The organism is [Clostridium] aerotolerans DSM 5434 (genome assembly GCF_000687555.1).
Classification (GTDB): domain Bacteria; phylum Bacillota; class Clostridia; order Lachnospirales; family Lachnospiraceae; genus Lacrimispora; species Lacrimispora aerotolerans.
Window position 1 is genome coordinate 92,475 of the sequence record NZ_JHWJ01000012.1, and the last position, 20,055, is coordinate 112,529.

The window sequence follows — 20,055 nt, forward strand, 5'->3', positions numbered from 1 at the left end:
GTATTTTTGGTTTAATGCTTTATATTCAATGCTTCTCCAGCACTTTCTTAATGCGGGGAATCATCTGTTTTGTATAAATATAACCATTTTCCATGCATTCCTCCATGCAGTCAAAGGTAAGAAGTCCTGCTTCCTTTGGTAAAGGCGGCTTTAAGAGCATGACCTCGCCTCCGCTTCCGCAGTCCTTTAAATCCCGGCTCATGACGGAGAAGGAATGATAGGCTATTTCTATAATGGAATCGTCGTGAGGCTTCTCATACTTTTCTCCAATATCCACGCCTAACACTCTGGGTACTCCGGCGGCAATTAAAAGGTCTACGGGAAGGTTGTTGGTTACTCCTCCGTCTACCAATAGGTAATTCTTCAATGGTCTTGGGCGGAAGATGGCGGGAACAGAAGAACTTGCCATCATCACCTCACACAAGGTACCGCTTCTCTCCCATTTTACATGCTCCAGTTTTAAGGCTGAGAGAGGAATCTGTTCCTGAAATAGATTGGTGAATACAATGGTATCTCCGCTGTTAATATCCACAGCCGGAATTAGAATCCCCCTGCATTTCCCCTGTATCCCTAAATTATTGGTGAGATCACAAAGAAAATTTTGTAACCGGTTTCCCTTAATGAGACCGCTAAGTGATGTCTGCTTTCCCAATATGATCTGGGGAAGAAATAACGCAATCCCAAGTACATCCGGATCAATCAGGCTTTTTCCATGTTTGGCTAACCACCGCACGGTCTCTCTCATTTCCCCAATGTCCATACCTGCTGCGTAAAGCCCTGCTACAATGCTTCCAGCGCTGGCTCCTGCGATATAATCCGGTAGAAGTCCATTCTCCTCCAAGGCTGTTAAAACACCCACATGGGCAGCCCCTCTGGTACCGCCCCCTGCCAGCGCCAGTCCGTAATCTGCCATTCTTCTCTCCTCGCGTTTCAGCTAGGTTTCAGAAAAATTTATGCCCTTAAGAAGAAATATATACCTGTCCGCAGGATACAAAGAAGAACAGATTTTAAGGCATCCCTCCATCTTGAGAGAACTGCTTAAAAACTGTTCTTCCTATCTTATTTCAGTAAATTATTTCGCATAATACGCATCTACGCCGTCTGCAATGCCCTTGGCGATCTTATCCCGGTAATCTTCCGTAGCCATCTTCTGGTCTTCCTCTGGATTACTTAAAAATCCCATCTCTACAATGGTCACCGGAATCTTGCACCAGTTGATGCCGCTCATGGAATCGGTCTCCTGGATTCCCTTGTTCTTAAATCCAGTCTGTGCTGCAATTCCGTCCACGACTGTCTTAGAAAGAGCATGGCTCTTATCGTATAGATTGCCGTTGTATGGATTTTTCGATGTCTGGCTCATAGTCAGAACCCCATGAACACTGCTGTCATTTAAAGAATTGGCATGAACCCGGATAAAGATATCGGCTCCGCTTTTGTTTGCCATCTCGGCTCTCTCCGCATTGCTGATATTCACATCGTCGGACTCACGGATCATGTAGACCTGATATCCTCTGTCCGTCAGCTCTTTTTTAAGCTTTAAGGATACGGCAAGGGTAAGCTTATATTCCGGGATTCCGGTCTTAACGCCGGTTGCACCTGATGCCACCTTCGCCTTCATCTGGGAAGAGCCTGGGGCAACTGGTTCCTTCTCAGAATTTCCCTTTGCCTGATGACCTGCATCAATGGCTATAATCTTACCTGCTCCCTTTGAAGAAACAGAAGACGCTTTGCTCGGTTCCTCTTCCTTTGGCTTGTCCTTTGACAAGTACTGGGAAGAAACATAGCTGATCGTTCCATCAAGCACCACCCGGCTCCAGGAGCTGCTGTAGCCGGTCCGCTTTAAGGAAGTGCCTTTGTTAAGCTTTGTAAGAATCTCACCACTGGAAGAAGGAGACTTTCTTACATTTACCGATGTGGCAGTCACGTATACGGTTTCATCTTCTCCCTGAAATGCGGGAGCTGTTTCCTTTGTGACCGATGCCTCATTAGAGCTTGATTCCGCTTTCCCTGAACTGTCTTCTATGGAAACAGGAGCTGTCTCCTTATCTCCCTCAGGCAGACCGCCCTGGGCTTCTTCCACCGAAGGAGCATCCAGAGCCTGGTACTTTTTCTGACAGCCCATAAGGACTGAAACACAAAGAAGAAGCATAAAAAGGAGTAACCAGACCTTACTTTTTCTTAGATTTCTCACAGTATGGTTCCTCCTCCTACTACGTAGTCACCATCATAAAATACCACTGCCTGTCCAGGTGTGATTGCGCGCTGAGGTTCCTCAAAGCGGCATTCTACGATTCCATCTTCCACTTCCTTTATGGTACAGGATGCACCCTTGTGGCTGTAACGGATTTTGGCAGTAACCTTCCTCTCTTCTCCATGAAGCCCGTCCACTGACATCCAGTTCAGGGTGCCGGCACGAAGGGTATCTGAAAATACATCTTCTCCCTTTCCAATGACTACTTCATTGGTTTCCGGGCGGATCTCCACTACAAAGACAGGATATCCCATGGATAAGTTAAGACCTTTTCTCTGACCCACGGTATAATGGGTAATGCCTTTATGACGTCCAATCACCTTGCCGTCTAAATCTACAAAATTACCTTCCGGCGCTTTTTCTCCTGCATTCTCTTCAATAAAGCCTGCATAATCATTATCCGGAATAAAGCAGATTTCCTGGCTGTCCGGCTTATGAGCCACACGAAGGCTGATCTGAGTGGCTATCTCTCTGATCTGGTCCTTGGAGTAAGCGCCTACCGGCATTAAGGTACGGGAAAGCTGCTCCTGGGTCAGATTATAAAGGGCATAGGTCTGGTCCTTCGCAGCAGTGACTGATTTCTTTAAGGCAAACCGTCCGTTTGGCAGCTTGTCTATCTGGGCGTAGTGACCGGTCGCAATGTAATCGGCACCAATGTCCAGACTCCGTTTTAAGAGAGATTCCCATTTAACATAGCGGTTACAGGCGATGCAGGGATTGGGCGTTCTTCCCTTTTGGTATTCCTCTACAAAATAATCGATAACACTTGATTTAAATTCCTCTTTGAAATTCATGACATAATAAGGAATCGAAAGATCCCAGGCAACACGTCTGGCATCGTCTACAGCACTGAGTCCGCAGCAGCCTCCGTTTTCTTCCTGGGTATTATTATCCTCATCCTGCCATATCTGCATGGTCACTCCGATCACGTCGTAACCCTGCTCTTTTAAAAGCCAGGCGGCGACTGAGGAATCCACGCCTCCTGACATTCCAACTACTACTTTCGCTTTACTCATTGCTTCACGCTTCCACTTTCCGCCCACGTTTTGGGGTATCTAAGTATACCCGATGGGTGTTTTTATATCTTCCGCCGGGTAAGCTAAAGCCGGGCATCTTAATATTCCTCTTCAACCTCTTCTTCACCAATATCAGACTTTGGTTTCTTAAGGCCGTCAATTTTAATCCCGTTCTTATTTGCATAATCCCATAACGCGGCATGAATTGCTTCCTCTGCCAATAAGGAACAATGTATCTTTACTGGAGGAAGTCCGTCGAGTGCCTCACAAACGGCCTGGTTGGTAATCTCCATGGCCTCCTGTACTGTCTTTCCCTTTACAAGCTCGGTTGCCATACTGCTGGTAGCAACAGCTGCCCCGCAGCCAAAGGTTTTAAATTTTACATCCTGAATGATCTGGTTCTCATCAATGTCCAGGTACATTCTCATGATATCTCCGCACTTTGCATTTCCTACGGTACCCATACCGCTTGCGTTCTCTATTTCTCCAACATTTCTTGGATGCTCGAAATGATCCATTACTTTTTCAGTATACATATTCTATATTCTCCATTTCCAGGTAATGATTCCCAATTGTGATCGTTCTGTCGATTGAATGTTTTATTTGGCCTGATGTCTCATATAATCTTCATAAAGAGGTGACATGCTACGAAGCTTATCTACGATCTCTTTAATGGACTCCACTACATAATCCATCTCTTCTCTGGTATTTACCTGATCCAGGGTAAGGCGAAGGGATCCATGAGCAATCTCATGAGGCAGCCCAATGGCTAAAAGTACATGGGAAGGATCTAACGATCCGGAAGTACAGGCGGAACCGCTGGAGCCGCAGATACCCTTCATATCCAGCATGATGAGAAGAGATTCTCCCTCAATGAACTGGAATGCAAAATTAACATTATTGGAAAGTCTGTTTTTTCTATGACCATTAATCCTGGTATAAGGAACCTCATCCATGACGCGGTTCATTAAATATTCCCGGAGATCGGTTTCCTTCTGGATTCTTTCATCCATCTCTGAAGTGGCAAGCTCAACCGCTTTTCCAAAGCCAACGATTCCTGGAACATTCTCAGTTCCTGCACGGCGCTTTCTCTCCTGTCCGCCTCCGTGTACAAAGGAACGGGATTTGATTCCGGTTCTTATATATAGGAAGCCAATGCCCTTTGGTCCGTTGACTTTATGACCGCTGGCACTGAGCATATCGATATTGTATTCGTCTACGTTAATCGGCACGTGACCGAAAGCCTGGACTGCATCCGTATGGAAGAGAACTCCGTGTTCCTTTGCAATCTGTCCAATTTCTTTGATCGGCTCTATGGTACCAATTTCGTTATTGGCAAACATAATGGAAATGAGAATGGTATCCGGACGAATGGCTTTTTTTAATTCCTCCAGTTTTATCACACCGGTCTCATCTACATCTAAATAAGTAACTTCAAAGCCTCGTTTTTCCAAATATTCACAAGTGTGAAGCACCGCATGATGTTCAATCTTGCTTGTAATGATGTGTTTTCCTTTTGATTCGTAGGCTTCTGCCGTAGCAATCAGTGCCCAGTTATCAGCCTCCGAGCCGCCTGCGGTAAAATAAATCTCATTGGATTTTGCACCCAGGGCGTTAGCAATGGTCTCTCTGGCTCCTGTAATAGCCTTCTTTGAGATCCCGGAAAACTCATATACGGAAGATGGATTTCCATAAGATTCCGTAAAATAAGGCAGCATGGTCTCCACGACCTCTGGTCGCGTCTTTGTCGTCGCTGCATTGTCAAGATAAATAAACTGCTTCATAGTTGTTAGTTCCGCCTTTCTGTAGTTCTAAAGTTAAAAGCTTCATCTACAAATTCTATTATACACACATTTCCTAGAATTTCAATAGGAATGATTCTCATTATGAATATGTCATGAAGAAAGAATGCCTTCCATATATTATAATAATTCTCATTTCCAGGAGATTTCATGAATGAATCTTTAAAGATCCCACGAAAACTCTCTCCAACAAAATATGCACTTTTGACCGGCACGATTCTCCTTACTTCTGCCGGACTGATTACCAGAGTGCTGGGCTTTTTTTACCGCATCTTTCTCTCCAGAACCATCGGTGCTGAGGGTCTTGGAGTCTTTAATCTGATTCACCCGGTCTTTGGTATCTGCTTTGCCTTATGCGCAGGCTCGATTCAGACCGCCATATCCCAGTCCGTAGCCGCAAATGCCAGAAAAGGACGGTCTATTTTCCGTACCGGCCTTGTGATTTCCGTGGGAATTTCCATGGTTTTGGCATACGGTATCATTCAGTTTAAGGATATCATAGCTAATAACATCCTTATGGAACCAAGATGCGCCCCTCTTTTAATCTTTGTGGCTGTGTCCGTTCCCTGTGCTGCCATTCATGCCTGCATCAACGGTTACTATTATGGTATGCAACGACCTCAGGTTCCGGCCTTCGCACAGATCATGGAACAGTCCGTCCGGATTGGTGCTGTGTTCCTGATTGCTGATATTATGATAAAATCCGGGATGCAAATCACCGTTCAGCTTGCTGTACTGGGCCACTTAATTGGAGAAGTGGCATCTTCCCTTTATACCATTACTGCCTACCGGTTCTTTCCGCCTAAGATGGCATCAGACGCTGCTCCCATACACTCTGGCTTTCGGGATACCGCACCAGAGCTTATGGGATTCGCCCTTCCTCTTATGGGAAACCGCCTTATTTTAAATGTCCTGGCAAGTGCAGAGGCAATCTTAATTCCCAGCAGACTCCAGATGTCAGGTCTTTCTGACTCCGCTGCGCTATCCGTATACGGTGTCCTGACCGGAATGGCTCTGCCCTTTATCTTGTTCCCTTCTACGGTATTTAATTCCCTTGCTGTTCTCCTGCTTCCAACGGTTGCAGAAGCCCAGTCAGAGGGAAATGAACGGAGAATTGGATCAGCTATCTCCATGTCACTGCGCTACTGCCTGTACGTAGGCATCCTTTGCATTGGTATATTTACCATGTTTGGGGATGACCTTGGTGTCAGCGTGTTCAAAGACAATACAGCCGGAAGCTATATGACGATCCTTGCCTGGCTCTGCCCATTTTTATACCTTGTGACCACAATGGGCAGTATATTAAATGGTCTTGGAAGAACCTCTGTTACCTTTGTCCAGAATGTAATCTCCATGGTGGTACGCCTCCTCTTTGTCCTTTTTGGCATTCCAAGGTTTGGAATTTTGGCCTATCTGGTCGGTACATTATTAAGTGAGATTTTACTAGCCTCCATGCATGTTCTCACCTTAAAGAAAAAAGTGGATTTTGTCTGGAACGCCCTGGATATGATTGTAAAGCCATCGGTTCTCATGATACTGGCGATCGGAATTTATTATGCTGCCATTTCCTTTACGGATCCTTTTGACGGCCTGCCCCTGTTTCTTAAAACACTCCTACATATTATAGCCTTATGTATCTTTTATTTGGGGTTACTCTTAGGTGCTCACGTTATGAAAAAAGATGGGACCGAGACTTGACTTCAAACTCCTTATTGATATAATGATAAAAAAGGAGTGAGTCGATTCCATGGATGTGAAAGAAGCGTGTTCCCAAATTGAATTGTTTCAGATGATATCGGAAAAATCAACCGCTGCGCTGGAAGCCTGCGGAAGTCTGCGCCGCATTCCAAAGGGAACTCATCTCTTTTGGGATAAGGAAATGAACCAGACTCTTTATATAGTAGTTACCGGATTTGTATCCCTTTATAAAATCAATTCCCAGGGGGAAAGAAAAACTGTGTTTCTTCTTGGAAAGGGTGATGTGGTCAATGAGGAGGTCTTACAGAACATGCCAGCTTCCATTAACTGCGAAGCCTTTGAATCTTCCCTGGTACTATGTTTTAGTAAAATGGATTTTCTGGCAATCATGCGCCAGGACTTTTCCCTGACAAAAGCCATGTTCGATTCCCTGGCCTTAAAAAACCGCCGTCTGTACCGCCAGTTAAAAAACACGTCCAATTCCCTCCACGGGGAAAAACGGGTGGCTGCAAAGCTTTGGAGACTCTCTAAGGATTACGGCGTTTCAGCGTCTGACGGAACCTTAATCAATATGGAGCTAAGCGTTACCTATCTGGCGGATATGCTGGGCTCAAGACGGGAAACCGTGTCCCGCCATCTAAAGCATCTCAACGAACAAGGTCTCATCCGATCTCAGAATGGAAAAATAGTCATTCCTGACAGGGATGCCCTCTCTGTTTTTTTCAAGTCACCGTGATATAAATCACGGTGATTTTTTTATTTATTGATTATACTGTCATTACAGGAAGATTGATAAAAAATAAACAAAGGAGGCATTTTATGTTTCAGGAGGAATATTCAGCGTTAGCAAAAGCAGCAGAAATGAAATCAAATTTCTTTAAAAGCAACCCGGTTGGTTACTGGATTGCATCGATGCTGGCAGGTATTTATGTGGGGTTTGGAATACTGCTGATTAACTCTGCGGGAGGTATGATTTCGGGTCAGCCTTATGTAAAGATTATTATGGGAATGTCCTTTGGTATCGCCTTAAGCCTTGTTATCATGGCTGGTGCCGAACTCTTTACCGGTAATAATCTAGTCATGTTAGGAGGGGTTTTTAATGGTACGGTTACGTTTTCAGATACCGTAAAGGTATGGGTCATCTGTTTTCTTGGAAACTGGGCTGGTTCCTTTCTTCTTGCTCTTATTTTCTGGGGAGCCGGACTGACAAAGGGTCCAGTCGGAGAATTCATGGCAAACGCAGCCGCAGCAAAGATGGCAATCCCAGTGATTCCTCTCTTTTTAAGAGGGGTACTCTGTAATGTATTAGTCTGTCTTGCCATCTGGTGCAGCTTCCGCTGCAAATCAGAAAGCGGAAAGCTGATTATGATATTCTGGTGTCTCTTTGCTTTTATTACCAGCGGCTATGAGCACAGCATTGCCAATATGACCTTACTCTCCGTAGGCATCTTAAATCCAGGGGATGCGGCAGTATCCCTCTCTGGTTATTTTTACAACATCATCGTAGTGACTCTGGGAAATATGGCAGGAGGAATCCTGTTTACTGCAATTCCATACTATTTGATTTCCAGAAAGAAGGAGGTTTAGCATGGGTTACATTTTAGGTCTGAAGGAAATCAACGAGGTGCTTCTTCACTGGAAAAAGGATTACGTCATCTATGCACCGAAGCTGATCCCCGATGGCGGGGCATGTTCTGATACAGACTCCATTCACTACGGTGAGATTCAGTCCATAGAAGAGATTGTCTTTGACAGAAAGTCAGACTTTTCCTTTAAGGAAATTCTTCTCCCCATCTCTGAAACTTTATTCTATTTCACAGAGGATTCCGTCATGGAACCGGCTGCACCAGAAAAACAGGCCATCGTCTTTCTTCGAAGCTGTGACCTTCACGCAGTAAAGCGTCTGGATACCATGTATCTACATAACGGTGGGGAGGACCCTTATTATAAGAGGCTTCGGGATCGGGTGAAATTTATTCTGATGGGCTGTGAAGAGTCCTTTGAAAGCTGCTTTTGTGTGGATATGGAAACCAACCGTACGGAAGATTATCATGCTTCCCTGGATCTTTCCGAAGAAGGTGTCCGCATTGATAACAAAAATTCCGATTGGGATGAGGTTTTTGCTTCCAGATGTCTGGAAGAGAGGGATGTCATTCCTAATTATGTAACTGAGACCGAGACCCGGGTCAGTATTCCAGACAATCTCTCCTTAGACATTATGAAATCAACCATGTGGAATCAATATGACAGCCGCTGCATTGGCTGCGGACGGTGTAATTTCGTGTGTCCTACCTGTACCTGTTTTACCATGCAGGATATTTTCTATACGGATAATGGCAAGGCTGGAGAACGCCGCAGAGTCTGGGCCTCCTGTATGACAGACGGCTTTACGGATGTGGCCGGAGGCGGCAGCTACCGTAAGAATAACGGGCAGCGTATGCGTTTTAAGGTGCTTCACAAGGTTTATGATTATAAGAAACGAAATGGGATTCCTATGTGTGTTGGCTGCGGGCGGTGCGACGATGTCTGTCCCGAGTATATCTCTTTTTCCCACTGCATCAATCAGCTTGAACATGGTATGAAGGAGGTAAATGAAGATGAAGCATAATGAATATCTTCCCTTTCGGTCCCAGATCAAAGAGGTCATTAAGCATACGGATATTGAATATACCTTCCGCATGGCCTATGAGGGCGATGTAAAGCCGGGTCAGTTCTTTGAGGTTTCTATTCCGAAGTTTGGGGAAGCCCCCATTTCCGTCAGCGGCGTCCGTAAGGATTCTGTGGACTTAACCATTCGCCGGGTAGGAAAGGTGACAGGAGAAATCTTTGAGCGGTATGAAGGTGACAGTCTCTTTTTAAGAGGTCCTTACGGCAATGGATTTGACGTTGAGAACTACCGGGGAAAGGAACTGCTTGTCATTGCCGGAGGTACCGGACTTTCTCCTGTGAAGGGCGTGGTCGACTACTTTTCCGATCATATCGAGGAAACCAATGGAATGACACTGGTCGCCGGATTTAAAACGCCAAAGGATATTCTCTTTTTAGAGGATTTCGGCAAATGGAAACAGGCCATGGAGGTCATCCTGACCGTTGACTGTGCCGATGATGACACTGCCTGCCAGATCGGACTGGTCACTCAGTACATTCCAGGCTTAAAGCTTAAGAATAAGGAAGAGACTACTGCAATTGTTGTGGGGCCTCCTGCCATGATGCGCTTTACCACTCAGGGACTTTTGGATATTGGGCTCAAAGAAGAAAATATCTGGATCTCCCATGAGCGGAAAATGTGCTGCGGAATCGGCAAATGCGGACACTGTAAAATTGATGACACCTATGTGTGCCTGGACGGACCTGTCTTTCCATTTACCAAAGGCCGCAAACTCTTGGACTAGAAAGGGGAACGTCTTATGGATATTAACACAAAGGAACTGAAAAAAAATGCCTTCCGAATCACCAAGCACAGGGGGCTGACTGCTTCCCGAATCCGGGTCCCTGGCGGCTACTTAGATGCAAAATTGCTGTCGATGATACAGAACATTGCAGAAACCTACGGAAATGGTACCGTACAAATCACCTCCAGACAGGGCTTTGAGATTCCTGGCATTCCATTTGCCGATATTCCAAAGGTCAATGCCCTGTTACAGCCTATCATTGAAGAACTGGATATCAACCAGGCGGAAAAGGGACTGGGCTACAGCGCTGCCGGCACCAGAAATATCACCGCCTGCATCGGCAATAACGTATGTCCCTATGCCTGCTATAACACAACTAATTTTGCAAAAAGAATTGAAAAAGCAATTTTCCCCAACAATCTTCATTTTAAGGTGGCCTTGACCGGCTGTCCCAATGACTGTGCCAAGGTGCGGATGCACGACTTTGGAATTATGGGAATGACACTCCCCCACTACGATGCCGACCGATGCGTTAACTGCGGCGCTTGTATCAAGGCGTGCAAGAGAAAATCAACCGGCGCTCTTACATCCGTAAACGGTAAGGTTGCGCGCAATCATGAGTCCTGTATCGGCTGCGGAGAATGTGTCCTTGCCTGTCCTACCCGCGCCTGGACCAGAAGCCGGGAGAAGTTTTACCGTCTTACCCTCCTTGGGCGTACCGGTAAGAAAAATCCCCGTCTCGGTGAGGATTTCATAAAATGGGCAGACGAAGACAGCATTCTTAAGATCATTTTAAACACCTATGACTATGTAGCAAAATACATTGATCTCACCGCTCCTGGCGGAAAGGAACACATTGGCTATATCGTGGACCGGACCGGCTTTGAAGAATTCTACCACTGGGCCATGAAGGATGTTTCTCTGCCGGAGGAGGCCGATGTTTATAAGCCGCTTTACTGGAAAGGTGTCAAATACTAGTCTCTATGCTGTGCTTGTAATGCTATCAAAATAGTAAAAGGACTTGAATCCATCTCACGATTCAAGTCCTTTTTTATTCCTTACAAGAAATCTGGTAATCAGCCTGACGGCTTACCTCTAATCTCTATCCTTGAACAGACCATTTAAGATTGCTATGATGAAAGCGGCAAGGAGTGAGTTTATAAAACCACCCATGCTTATATTCTCAACAAAATAATCTGCAATCATAATCGTCCAGGCATTGACTACAAAGCTAAACAAGCCCAGGGTAAGCAGATTGACAGGTAATGTTATGAGCATCAAAATCGGCTTTAGAATAAGATTTACGAGCAATAACACCATTCCCATAATCAGAAGCGCCCCAAAGCTTCCTATATAAATGGTGTTTAATACCAATGACAGTAGATAGATTGCTAATACAATGGATATATATTTTACGAACAGTTTCATTATCATACCTCCAATCAACATGTTTCCATTATTTTAAGTAGTGTCCCAATGCCAGTCAATAGCCTTAAGAGAATTATATGATGATTTTACATAAGAATTAACAAATATCTGCCCATTATCCTCTCACTATTGTTTCTTATCATGATTATGCTGGTCCCCGTTTCGTTGTAAATGATTTTCTATATTCCAATGGGGAAACCCCTTTCCATTCACGAAAGCACTTTGAGAAATAGCTGATATCGGAAAATCCGCAGCTTATGGCAATTTCGTTGGCCTTTTCCTCAGTTTCTGTTAACCGCTCCGCTGCTTTTTCAATGCGGTACTGAACCAGGTAGCGAATGGGTGTGGTTCCAATTACCTGGCGAAAACAGCGCAGACAAACACTTTTGCTTACGTAAGCGCTGTCAGCAATGTCATCCAGAGAAAGCTCCTCTGCATAATGTTCTTCCATATACTGTATCATGACCTTAGTCCTTTCCGCTGATAACCGTTCTCGGGGACTGGTTTTAACCCCCTGCACCTGCCGATTGTTATTTAAAAGCCGAAATGCTTTTGACAAATGATAGCGAGTAAGGTTTTCATAATCATCGATCTCATCCACTACAGCCTGCCATGCTACTGCCATGGTTTTAATTACATCTGCCTGCCAGGATATGGAATGGTCCATGTGCAGATACCGAAAGGATTTATCCTGTATCATGGGAGTGACGAGCTTCTGCCAAAAAATACTGTCAATACTGCCGCCTATCAGTCTGGCATGAAACACCAGAGAACGGTATTTGGCTTCTATTACTTTGCTACTATCAATATTGTGGAGGACACCAGAATTGATAAATATGGCATCTCCCTCCATCAGCTGAATGGTTGTTTCTTCTACCTGGATCGGAGCAATTCCTTCTGTTATCATGATAAATTCAAACTCATCGTGCCAATGCCATGGCACCGTAGTTTTTGATAAATCGTCTTCATAGCAGGCTATGGGAAACATAACAAGCCCATGCCTTTTAAGCTCTTTTCTGGTTCTATCAATGGTAACGTCACACGCTGATAATGCCACACTCACTCACTCCTTTCCGTTTTAGATAAAAACGAAGATATAATCATAGGATATCGACGATTTCATTCTATATTTTATACCTTTGCGCTGATATAATCATATCAACAAACAAGGAGGATTGCAAGATGACGCATTTACTTTTAGCAATTATCTATATTGCTTTCATCAGTCTTGGACTGCCAGATTCTCTACTGGGTTCTGCATGGCCGTCCATCTATACGGAATTCGGTGTGCCCCTTTCTTATGCAGGAATCATATCCATGATCATCGCATTTGGAACCATTATTTCGAGTCTGCAAAGTGACAGATTAACACGGAAATTGGGAACCGGAAAGGTAACTGCCATCAGTGTTGTCATGACCGCTCTTGCACTATTTGGTTTTTCTGTTTCTCATTCCTTTGCAATGCTCTGTCTTTGGGCCATCCCTTATGGTCTGGGCGCAGGCAGCGTTGATGCTTCCTTAAATAATTATGTTGCCCTGCATTATGAAAGCAAGCACATGAGCTGGTTACATTGTATGTGGGGATTGGGTGCAACTCTGGGGCCTTATATTATGGGCTTTGCACTAACCGGGGGAAATGGCTGGAATATGGGCTATTGTTATATTGGTATTTTGCAGATCGTGTTGACCGCTGTATTATTTTTCAGCCTTCCACTATGGAAAGGTTCAAAGACCACTGCTTCTGATTCCACGGATACAAGCAGAAAACCTCTTTCACTGCTTGAAATCATCCGCATTCCTGGTGCAAAAGAGGTTATGCTATGCTTTTTTTGCTACTGTGCCTTAGAGCAGACTACAGGGCTTTGGGCCAGCAGCTATTTAACGCTGTACAAGGGCATTCTTCCTGAAACCGCAGCCAGCTTTGCCAGTCTGTTCTTTATTGGAATTACCATTGGCCGGGCACTGAGTGGATTTGTGACAATGAAGCTGAGTAATGTTCAGATGATTCGCCTGGGCCAGGTTTTGATTGCAGTGGGAATTATCACTATGCTGCTTCCTGGGCTCCAGGTATTTTCCCTCATTGGCCTGATTATCATTGGTCTTGGATGCGCCCCTATTTATCCTTGCATTATCCATTCCACTCCGACACATTTTGGGGCGGAGCGTTCTCAGGCAATCATTGGGGTACAGATGGCAAGTGCCTATATTGGAACCTGTCTCATGCCGCCATTGTTTGGGATCTTGGCAAATAGGATTACAGTCGCATTATTGCCATTGTATCTGCTGGCTGTATTGCTTATTATGGTCCTTATGCATGAGCTATTAACACGTAAGACCGGCTCTTTCGCAGGTCAAGAAAGTGGGGGTTGAAATTGTTTGCAGATTATCATGTTCATACTGATTTTAGTGATGATTCGGATTACCCGATGGAAGCGGTTGTTGAGGACGCCATTCAGATGGGAATGGACGAGATTTGCTTTACCGATCATGTAGATTATGGGATTAAATGTGACTGGGACTCTGGCCCCGGGATTCCTTATCGGGATGGGAAATTGCTGGCAAATGTTGATTATCCTCTCTATGCAGAAACCATTCGGCAGTTTCAGTATATCTATGGAAGTAAAATCACCATACGAATGGGGATGGAATTTGGCATGCAGACCCATACGATTCCCCAATATGAAAGGCTTTTTAAACAATATCCATTTGATTTTATCATTCTGTCGGTTCATGAAGTGGAGGATAAGGAGTTTTGGACACAGGAGTTTCAAAAAGGACGAACACAAAAGGAATACAACGAACGCTATTATCTGGAGCTTTTTGAGCTGGTGAAAAGATATAAAGATTACAGTGTATTGGGCCATCTGGATTTAATTACTCGTTACGATTCAAATGGAATTTATCCGTTTGAAGAGGTACGTCCCATGATCACTGAAATTTTGAAAATCGTAATCAAGGATGGAAAAGGGATTGAAGTAAACACCTCCAGCCACCGTTATGGCTTAAAGGATCTGACTCCCTCCAGAGACATTTTGAAGTTATACCGTGAGTTAGGAGGAACTATCCTTACCATTGGAAGTGACAGCCATGAAAAGAAGCACCTTGGGGCTTATATTACGGATACCAAGCGTGAACTTCTTTCTCTGGGATTTCATCGGTACTGTACCTTCCATAAGATGGAACCATGTTACCATCTCATAAGCAAAGATTTACAGTAGATTTACATTCAGCCACAGGGCAACATACAAAATGACTCCATGTCTGAATTCGCGTGGATTATAACCTGACAGCCTGTGAATGCGGTCTAATTTATATTGAAGGGTATTCTTATGGAGAAATAAAATCTCGCAGGTTTTCGCCAGGGACATCCCCTGCTCGTAATAGGTCCATAGCAGATTTAAATCTTCTTCACTGAGAGCTGATAATGTCTTTTTTAAATATTCTTCCCGTGATTTTAAATCAATACTGCCAAGAATGATCTCTATGTCCAGTAAATCAAACTCTGCATAGTTGCTTTTTGCCACTTGCAGACTTTTTAAGGCAATATAGCTATTGTCATAGGAAATCTTAAGCTGATTCATCTCCTGGCTGCTTCCTACTCCAATGGATAATATCTGCTCATAATCTGCCGCAAGCTGTTTTAATACAGGAACCGTTTGCTGCAGATTTTTTTCGTAGATCACTGCAATAAATTCATTGGGGTAGGTATAAGTAAAAAGGGGAGCTTCTATGGATTCCAGGGTTCGGAATAGTTTCTGCTCAATCAGGGATATATTCACCACATTATATCTGTTGTTCAGGAGAAGGACGACTGTCCGCATTTTCTCCGTGGTATCTACCTTCACTTCGTTTAAGCACTGGGTTAGGTACGTTCTGTTTGTAAAATCTCCCGTAATAAGACTTCTCACAATATAATTCACTTTTTCTTTCTGTGTAAAAATAGCGGCGTCCATCTCCTGCTCGCGAATCAAAAGCTGGGTGATTCGAATGGCAAGATGGGCATATTTGCGTACCTCATCCGGATCCCCGGTGATTCCGATGACCGCCACAAAAAGCGCATTATGAAAGATCGGTATATTTACCCCTTTTTGTGACCCCTTAAATTGTTGTTCGCCTGTTGTCTCAATCACTTCTCCTGTCATCGCAGCCCGGTAGCCGATCTCGTGAAAATCACCGATTCTGTGATGATTGGTGCTGGCAAATATGATTCCGCTTGCATCAATAAAATTAATATGATAGCCACTCACGTCCTTCACGGTATCTACGATTTGCTGCGCCAGCTTTTTGCTGATTTTAGTAATCATATGGCTCCAATCTGAATTCTCTCGTGTGAAAATTACACTAGTCTGTCCTTTTTGTTAAGTGTAACATATTTTCATGGTCTAAGAAAGAAATATATGTTACCAGATATATATATTTCTTATAAAAATATTGTATAATTACGATTATAAGAAAATAAGTATTATCCTTGATGAAATAGATACCTGGAGGTTTATCATGAATATAGTTATTGCAATTGATTCCTTTAAAGGCAGCCTTTCTTCCATGGAAGCAGGGGAAGCGATTGGAGAAGGAATTAAACGAGTCAATCCGGAAGAGCATATCACGATCTGTCCTCTGGCTGACGGAGGAGAAGGAACCGTAGAAGCATTGGCACATGGAATGAAGGGAACACTTCTTTCCTTACAGGTGACTGGTCCCTTAGGAAAACCAGTGAGCTGTACCTATGGAATCATAGAGCAAACAAAGACTGCCATTATTGAGATGTCGGGAGCCGCCGGAATCACTCTCGTGCCGGAAACCGAAAAAAATCCTTTGTATACCACCACCTACGGCGTTGGAGAGGTGATTAAAGATGCTATAACAAGAGGATGCCGCAGGTTCATTATTGGAATCGGAGGAAGTGCCACCAACGATGGAGGCGCAGGAATGTTACAGGCATTGGGGTATGAGTTTTTGGATTCTGATGGGAAAGAGATTCCCTTTGGAGCCATTGGACTTTCAAAGCTTAAAACAATTTCTGACCGGAATGTGATTCCTCAACTAAAGGAATGCACCTTTTATGTTGCCTGTGATGTGACGAATCCCCTTTGCGGTGAGCTTGGATGCAGTGCGATTTATGGACCGCAAAAAGGGGCAACTCCTGAAATGATTCAGAACATGGACAAATGGCTGGGAGAATATGCCCTCTTGTCAAAGAATTCATATCCTAAGGCAGATGCAGACCAGCCCGGAACAGGGGCAGCCGGGGGTATGGGATTTGCGTTTCTCACCTTTACAAATGCAGTGCTGGAATCGGGAATAAAAATTGTACTGGAAGAAACAAGGCTTGAGGAGAAGGTAAGGGACGCTGACCTTGTAATCACAGGGGAAGGACGATTGGACGGGCAGACTGCCATGGGGAAAGCACCAATCGGCGTTGCAAAGCTTGCCAAACAATATGGGAAAACCGTCATTGCATTTGCAGGAAGTGTGACCAGGGATGCAAGGGAATGCAACCAGTATGGAATTGACGCTTATTTCCCCATCTTGCGCACCATTACAACACTAGAGGAAGCTATGAAATCAGAGAATGCCAAGAGAAACCTTTCCGATACCGCAGAACAGGTTTACAGGCTTTACAGGAAAGGGACGGAAGGATAAATGACAGTTACATTTACAACCATAGGGGCTTTGATCGGGCTGGTCACAGCAATCGCACTCATAAATTTAAAGGTACAGCCTGCTTATAGTTTGATTCTGGGAGCTTTGATTGGAGGTGTTATTGGCGGCGGCGGACTGGATACCACCATTGCTGCAATGATTACGGGATGCCAGGGTATGGTGTCTGCTGTTTTAAGAATCTTGACATCTGGTATTTTAGCTGGGGCGCTTATTATGACAGGCTCCGCTGAAAAAATAGCCGATGAGATCGTCAACAGACTTGGATCGAAACGTGCATTTCTTGCCATTGGACTGGCGGCTATGATTATATGTGGAGTAGGTGTTTTTATCACCGTTACCGTAATTACGGTAGCTCCCATTGCTCTTGCCATTGGTAAAAAAGCGGGATTTCCAAAGGAAGCCATTGTATTGGCTATTATTGGAGGAGGTAAAGCTGGTAATATTATTTCTCCCAATTCCAATACCATTGCTGTAGCAGAGGCATTTCAGGTGAATTTAACATCTCTGATGATGAAAAATATGATTCCTGCCATTGTTGCTGTGCTTGTTACGGCACTGCTTGCAGCTCTCCTTTCAAAGAAACCGGGCATCGCAATTACAGACGCCGATTTAGAACATGGCACCAGCCATAGTACAACACTTCCTTCCATCTGGGCAGCTTTAAGCGGTCCGGCTGTGGTTATCTTCTTACTGGCTATGAGACCGTTGTTTCAGATCACCGTTGATCCTTTGATTGCGCTCCCCATTGGCGGAGTTATGTGTACCATCGCATGCGGTCACACAAGACAGTTTTTAAAATATGCGGAATTTGGACTGAACAAGGTAATGGGAGTTTCTATTCTTTTGTTGGGCACCGGGGCCATTGCAGGGATTATCAAAGCCTCTTCCCTGCCCTCTGATGTACTTGGCTGGCTCCAGATGATGAATCTGCCTACTTTCCTACTAGCTCCGGTCTCTGGTATATTAATGGCTGCTGCCACAGCTTCCACAACAGCAGGTTCTACCGTTGCATCACAGACCTTTGCAGGTGTACTGACTGGTGTGGGCATTTCAGCCCTTTCTGCCGGAGCCATGGTGCACTGCGGTGCCATTGTTATTGATTCCCTGCCACACGGTTCCTTCTTTCATGCATCCTGCGAGCCGGTGAACCTGACCATTAAGCAGAGAACGAAATTAATTGGGTATGAAGCAATTATTGGACTTAGTGCCACATTAACGGCGGTATTGCTTTACCTCTCTGGGCATTAACAGGAACAGAAATCAGTCTATATAAAACATGAAATTCGGGAACTGCCAGATATCAACTGGCAGTCCCTTCCATATGTAACGGCATTACGAACAAGAACGCTTTGTTCCAAGCCGATGTCGGACAGCATTTTGGCTCCATTTGCACTCTCGCTTTGTTTTGATTGTGTGACAGTAAAAAATAAACCGCTGCCTGCTATGTAATTTCACAAAGCAGGCAGCGGTTATCGTTAATAGCTTTCACTTAATAGAAAATCTGCAAGGTGCATGATTTTTACCCCGTTGACATTGCCGGTGGCCAGCTCATCCAACGTGACCACATACTTGGGATAATGGTCTTTTATTTCCAGTAAATTGGCCACCTCCCGGTCGGATTCCTCGGGTAGCCTGCGGCAGACCTGCACATAAATGCGCTCGTCACGCTGCACTGCTACAAAGTCCACCTCTTTGGTTTCATTTTTACCGACATACACCTCATAACCTTTTCTGCACAATTCAAAATACACAAGGTTTTCGAGCATAGCCGCAATGGATTTGGGATTGAATCCCATTATGCTGTACTTCAGAGAGGCATCCGCCAGATAAAATTTCTCCTGTGTTTTCAGTACCGACTTACCCTGCAAATCATATCTGGAACAGCGATAGATGACAAAAGCCTTTTCCAGCCATTCCAAATAATTATACACCGTTTCTACCGACAAAGCACGCCCTTCGCTTTTTAAGAACTTCACAATGGCATTGGCGGAAAAGGTCTTGCCCACGTTCTCCACAATGTACCTTACAACACGGTTAAATAAATCGAAGTTCTTCACCTGATGACGCTTTGTAATATCGCTAGTAATCACAGAAGTATAGATACCTTCCACAATTTGATAGGAGGTTCTCTCATCAAAATTACCCAAAGCAACAATCGGGAACCCACCCAAACGAATGTATTCGTTTAGCAACTCCTTTTCAGAGAGTTTATTGCCTTTTTTAAACTCCAAATATTCGGCAAAAGACAACGTATAAACAGGAATCGAAATATACCTACCGGTCAGATAGGTGGATATTTCACCGGACATCAGCTTGGAATTGGAGCCCGTCACATAAATATCTGTGTTTGCATCCTCAAGCAGGCTGTTGACTGCCTTTTCCCAACCATCAATCTCCTGCACCTCATCCAGCAGAAGATAGTAACGGGCATCATCTTTTATCTTTTCTTTGATTCCCTGGTACATTTCCTTGGAACGCATCCCATCTTCAAAGTTTTCAGAGGTGTACCGCATACTGATGATGTGATCCTCTGCAATGCCGCTGCTTACCAACTCCTTAGCCAGCATTTCCAAAATGGTGGATTTGCCGCAGCGTCTAATCCCAGCAAGTATTTTCACAAGCGGTACATCACGATAGGTTCTGAAAATCTCTAAATAGCGTGGTCTTAGTATCATGACATTTCCCTCCTTCTTTAAATATCAGTGAAAACATTAATATTTATAATAGTTTTTGCTTTAAACAAGTAAATACTTTTTAATATTTCTAAGTATATCTTTATTTTATGCAAAAAGCAAGGGAAATAT

The 20,055-nt window shown here is 44.3% G+C and carries 19 protein-coding genes; 10 read left to right on the forward strand and 9 right to left on the reverse strand.

The features are described 5' to 3' along the window. Positions 1-25: 25 nt before the first annotated feature. The 5 genes from T546_RS0115940 to nifS all read right to left on the reverse strand — a co-directional run bounded on the left by T546_RS0115940 (position 26) and on the right by nifS (position 5,051). Complete coding sequence (locus T546_RS0115940) at positions 26-913, reverse strand: patatin-like phospholipase family protein (RefSeq protein ID WP_026892480.1); 888 nt, start codon at positions 911-913, stop codon at positions 26-28. A 159-nt stretch (positions 914-1,072) separates the two neighbouring features. Continuing rightward, entirely contained in the window at positions 1,073-2,191 is a 1,119-nt protein-coding gene (locus T546_RS0115945) for an N-acetylmuramoyl-L-alanine amidase (protein WP_026892481.1), read from the reverse strand. Continuing rightward, complete coding sequence (gene mnmA, locus T546_RS0115950) at positions 2,188-3,267, reverse strand: tRNA 2-thiouridine(34) synthase MnmA (RefSeq protein WP_026892482.1); 1,080 nt, start codon at positions 3,265-3,267, stop codon at positions 2,188-2,190. Before mnmA ends, T546_RS0115945 begins: the two co-directional genes overlap by 4 nt. A gap of 98 nt (positions 3,268-3,365) precedes the next feature. After that, positions 3,366-3,803 (reverse strand): Fe-S cluster assembly scaffold protein NifU, encoded by a 438-nt coding sequence (gene nifU / locus T546_RS0115955; RefSeq protein WP_026892483.1) that lies wholly within the window; start codon positions 3,801-3,803, stop codon positions 3,366-3,368. A 63-nt stretch (positions 3,804-3,866) separates the two neighbouring features. Next, positions 3,867-5,051 (reverse strand): cysteine desulfurase NifS, encoded by a 1,185-nt coding sequence (gene nifS / locus T546_RS0115960; RefSeq protein ID WP_026892484.1) that lies wholly within the window; start codon positions 5,049-5,051, stop codon positions 3,867-3,869. A gap of 168 nt (positions 5,052-5,219) precedes the next feature. Between nifS and T546_RS0115970 the strand changes: the two genes are divergently transcribed. From T546_RS0115970 to asrC, 6 genes are all read left to right on the forward strand, one after another. Further along, entirely contained in the window at positions 5,220-6,767 is a 1,548-nt protein-coding gene (locus T546_RS0115970; protein WP_026892485.1) for a putative polysaccharide biosynthesis protein, read from the forward strand. Positions 6,768-6,816: 49 nt separating this feature from the next. Further along, the gene (locus T546_RS0115975; protein WP_026892486.1) at positions 6,817-7,503 is read left to right on the forward strand and encodes a Crp/Fnr family transcriptional regulator; all 687 of its coding nucleotides are present in this window, start codon (positions 6,817-6,819) and stop codon (positions 7,501-7,503) included. Between the two features lie 83 nt (positions 7,504-7,586). Then, positions 7,587-8,354: a formate/nitrite transporter family protein gene (locus T546_RS0115980; protein WP_026892487.1), complete on the forward strand. Its 768-nt coding sequence runs from the start codon at positions 7,587-7,589 to the stop codon at positions 8,352-8,354. 1 nt (position 8,355) lies between these two features. Beyond that, positions 8,356-9,375, forward strand: coding sequence for an anaerobic sulfite reductase subunit AsrA (gene asrA / locus T546_RS0115985; protein WP_026892488.1), 1,020 nt, complete (start codon positions 8,356-8,358; stop codon positions 9,373-9,375). Next, the gene (asrB, locus tag T546_RS0115990) at positions 9,365-10,159 is read left to right on the forward strand and encodes an anaerobic sulfite reductase subunit AsrB (protein ID WP_026892489.1); all 795 of its coding nucleotides are present in this window, start codon (positions 9,365-9,367) and stop codon (positions 10,157-10,159) included. The genes asrA and asrB overlap by 11 nt, the downstream gene beginning before the upstream one ends. Positions 10,160-10,174: 15 nt before the next feature. After that, positions 10,175-11,137, forward strand: coding sequence for a sulfite reductase subunit C (asrC, locus tag T546_RS0115995; protein WP_026892490.1), 963 nt, complete (start codon positions 10,175-10,177; stop codon positions 11,135-11,137). 117 nt (positions 11,138-11,254) lie between these two features. Here the strand turns inward: asrC and T546_RS0116000 are convergent, their stop codons facing one another. After that, positions 11,255-11,587, reverse strand: a complete 333-nt coding sequence (locus T546_RS0116000) for a phage holin family protein (RefSeq protein ID WP_242842247.1) — start codon at positions 11,585-11,587, stop codon at positions 11,255-11,257. A gap of 145 nt (positions 11,588-11,732) precedes the next feature. Next, on the reverse strand, positions 11,733-12,644 hold the full coding sequence (locus tag T546_RS0116005; RefSeq protein WP_026892492.1) for an AraC family transcriptional regulator: 912 nt from the start codon (positions 12,642-12,644) through the stop codon (positions 11,733-11,735). Between the two features lie 125 nt (positions 12,645-12,769). Between T546_RS0116005 and T546_RS0116010 the strand changes: the two genes are divergently transcribed. Then, a complete protein-coding gene (locus T546_RS0116010; protein ID WP_026892493.1) occupies positions 12,770-13,957 on the forward strand; it encodes an MFS transporter in 1,188 nt (395 codons plus the stop codon). 2 nt (positions 13,958-13,959) lie between these two features. Then, positions 13,960-14,805, forward strand: a complete 846-nt coding sequence (locus T546_RS0116015) for a histidinol-phosphatase HisJ family protein (RefSeq protein WP_026892494.1) — start codon at positions 13,960-13,962, stop codon at positions 14,803-14,805. Here the strand turns inward: T546_RS0116015 and T546_RS0116020 are convergent. Beyond that, positions 14,797-15,891, reverse strand: a complete 1,095-nt coding sequence (locus tag T546_RS0116020; protein WP_026892495.1) for a CdaR family transcriptional regulator — start codon at positions 15,889-15,891, stop codon at positions 14,797-14,799. The two genes, T546_RS0116015 and T546_RS0116020, sit on opposite strands and share 9 nt — an antisense overlap. A gap of 193 nt (positions 15,892-16,084) precedes the next feature. Between T546_RS0116020 and T546_RS0116025 the strand changes: the two genes are divergently transcribed. Beyond that, entirely contained in the window at positions 16,085-17,230 is a 1,146-nt protein-coding gene (locus tag T546_RS0116025) for a glycerate kinase family protein (RefSeq protein ID WP_026892496.1), read from the forward strand. Next, a complete protein-coding gene (locus tag T546_RS0116030) occupies positions 17,231-18,499 on the forward strand; it encodes a GntP family permease (protein WP_026892497.1) in 1,269 nt (422 codons plus the stop codon). It abuts the gene before it with no gap. Positions 18,500-18,726: 227 nt separating this feature from the next. On the opposite strand, the gene T546_RS0116035 is transcribed toward T546_RS0116030, so the two are convergent. Then, entirely contained in the window at positions 18,727-19,926 is a 1,200-nt protein-coding gene (locus T546_RS0116035) for an ATP-binding protein (protein WP_026892498.1), read from the reverse strand. Positions 19,927-20,055 lie beyond the last annotated feature (129 nt).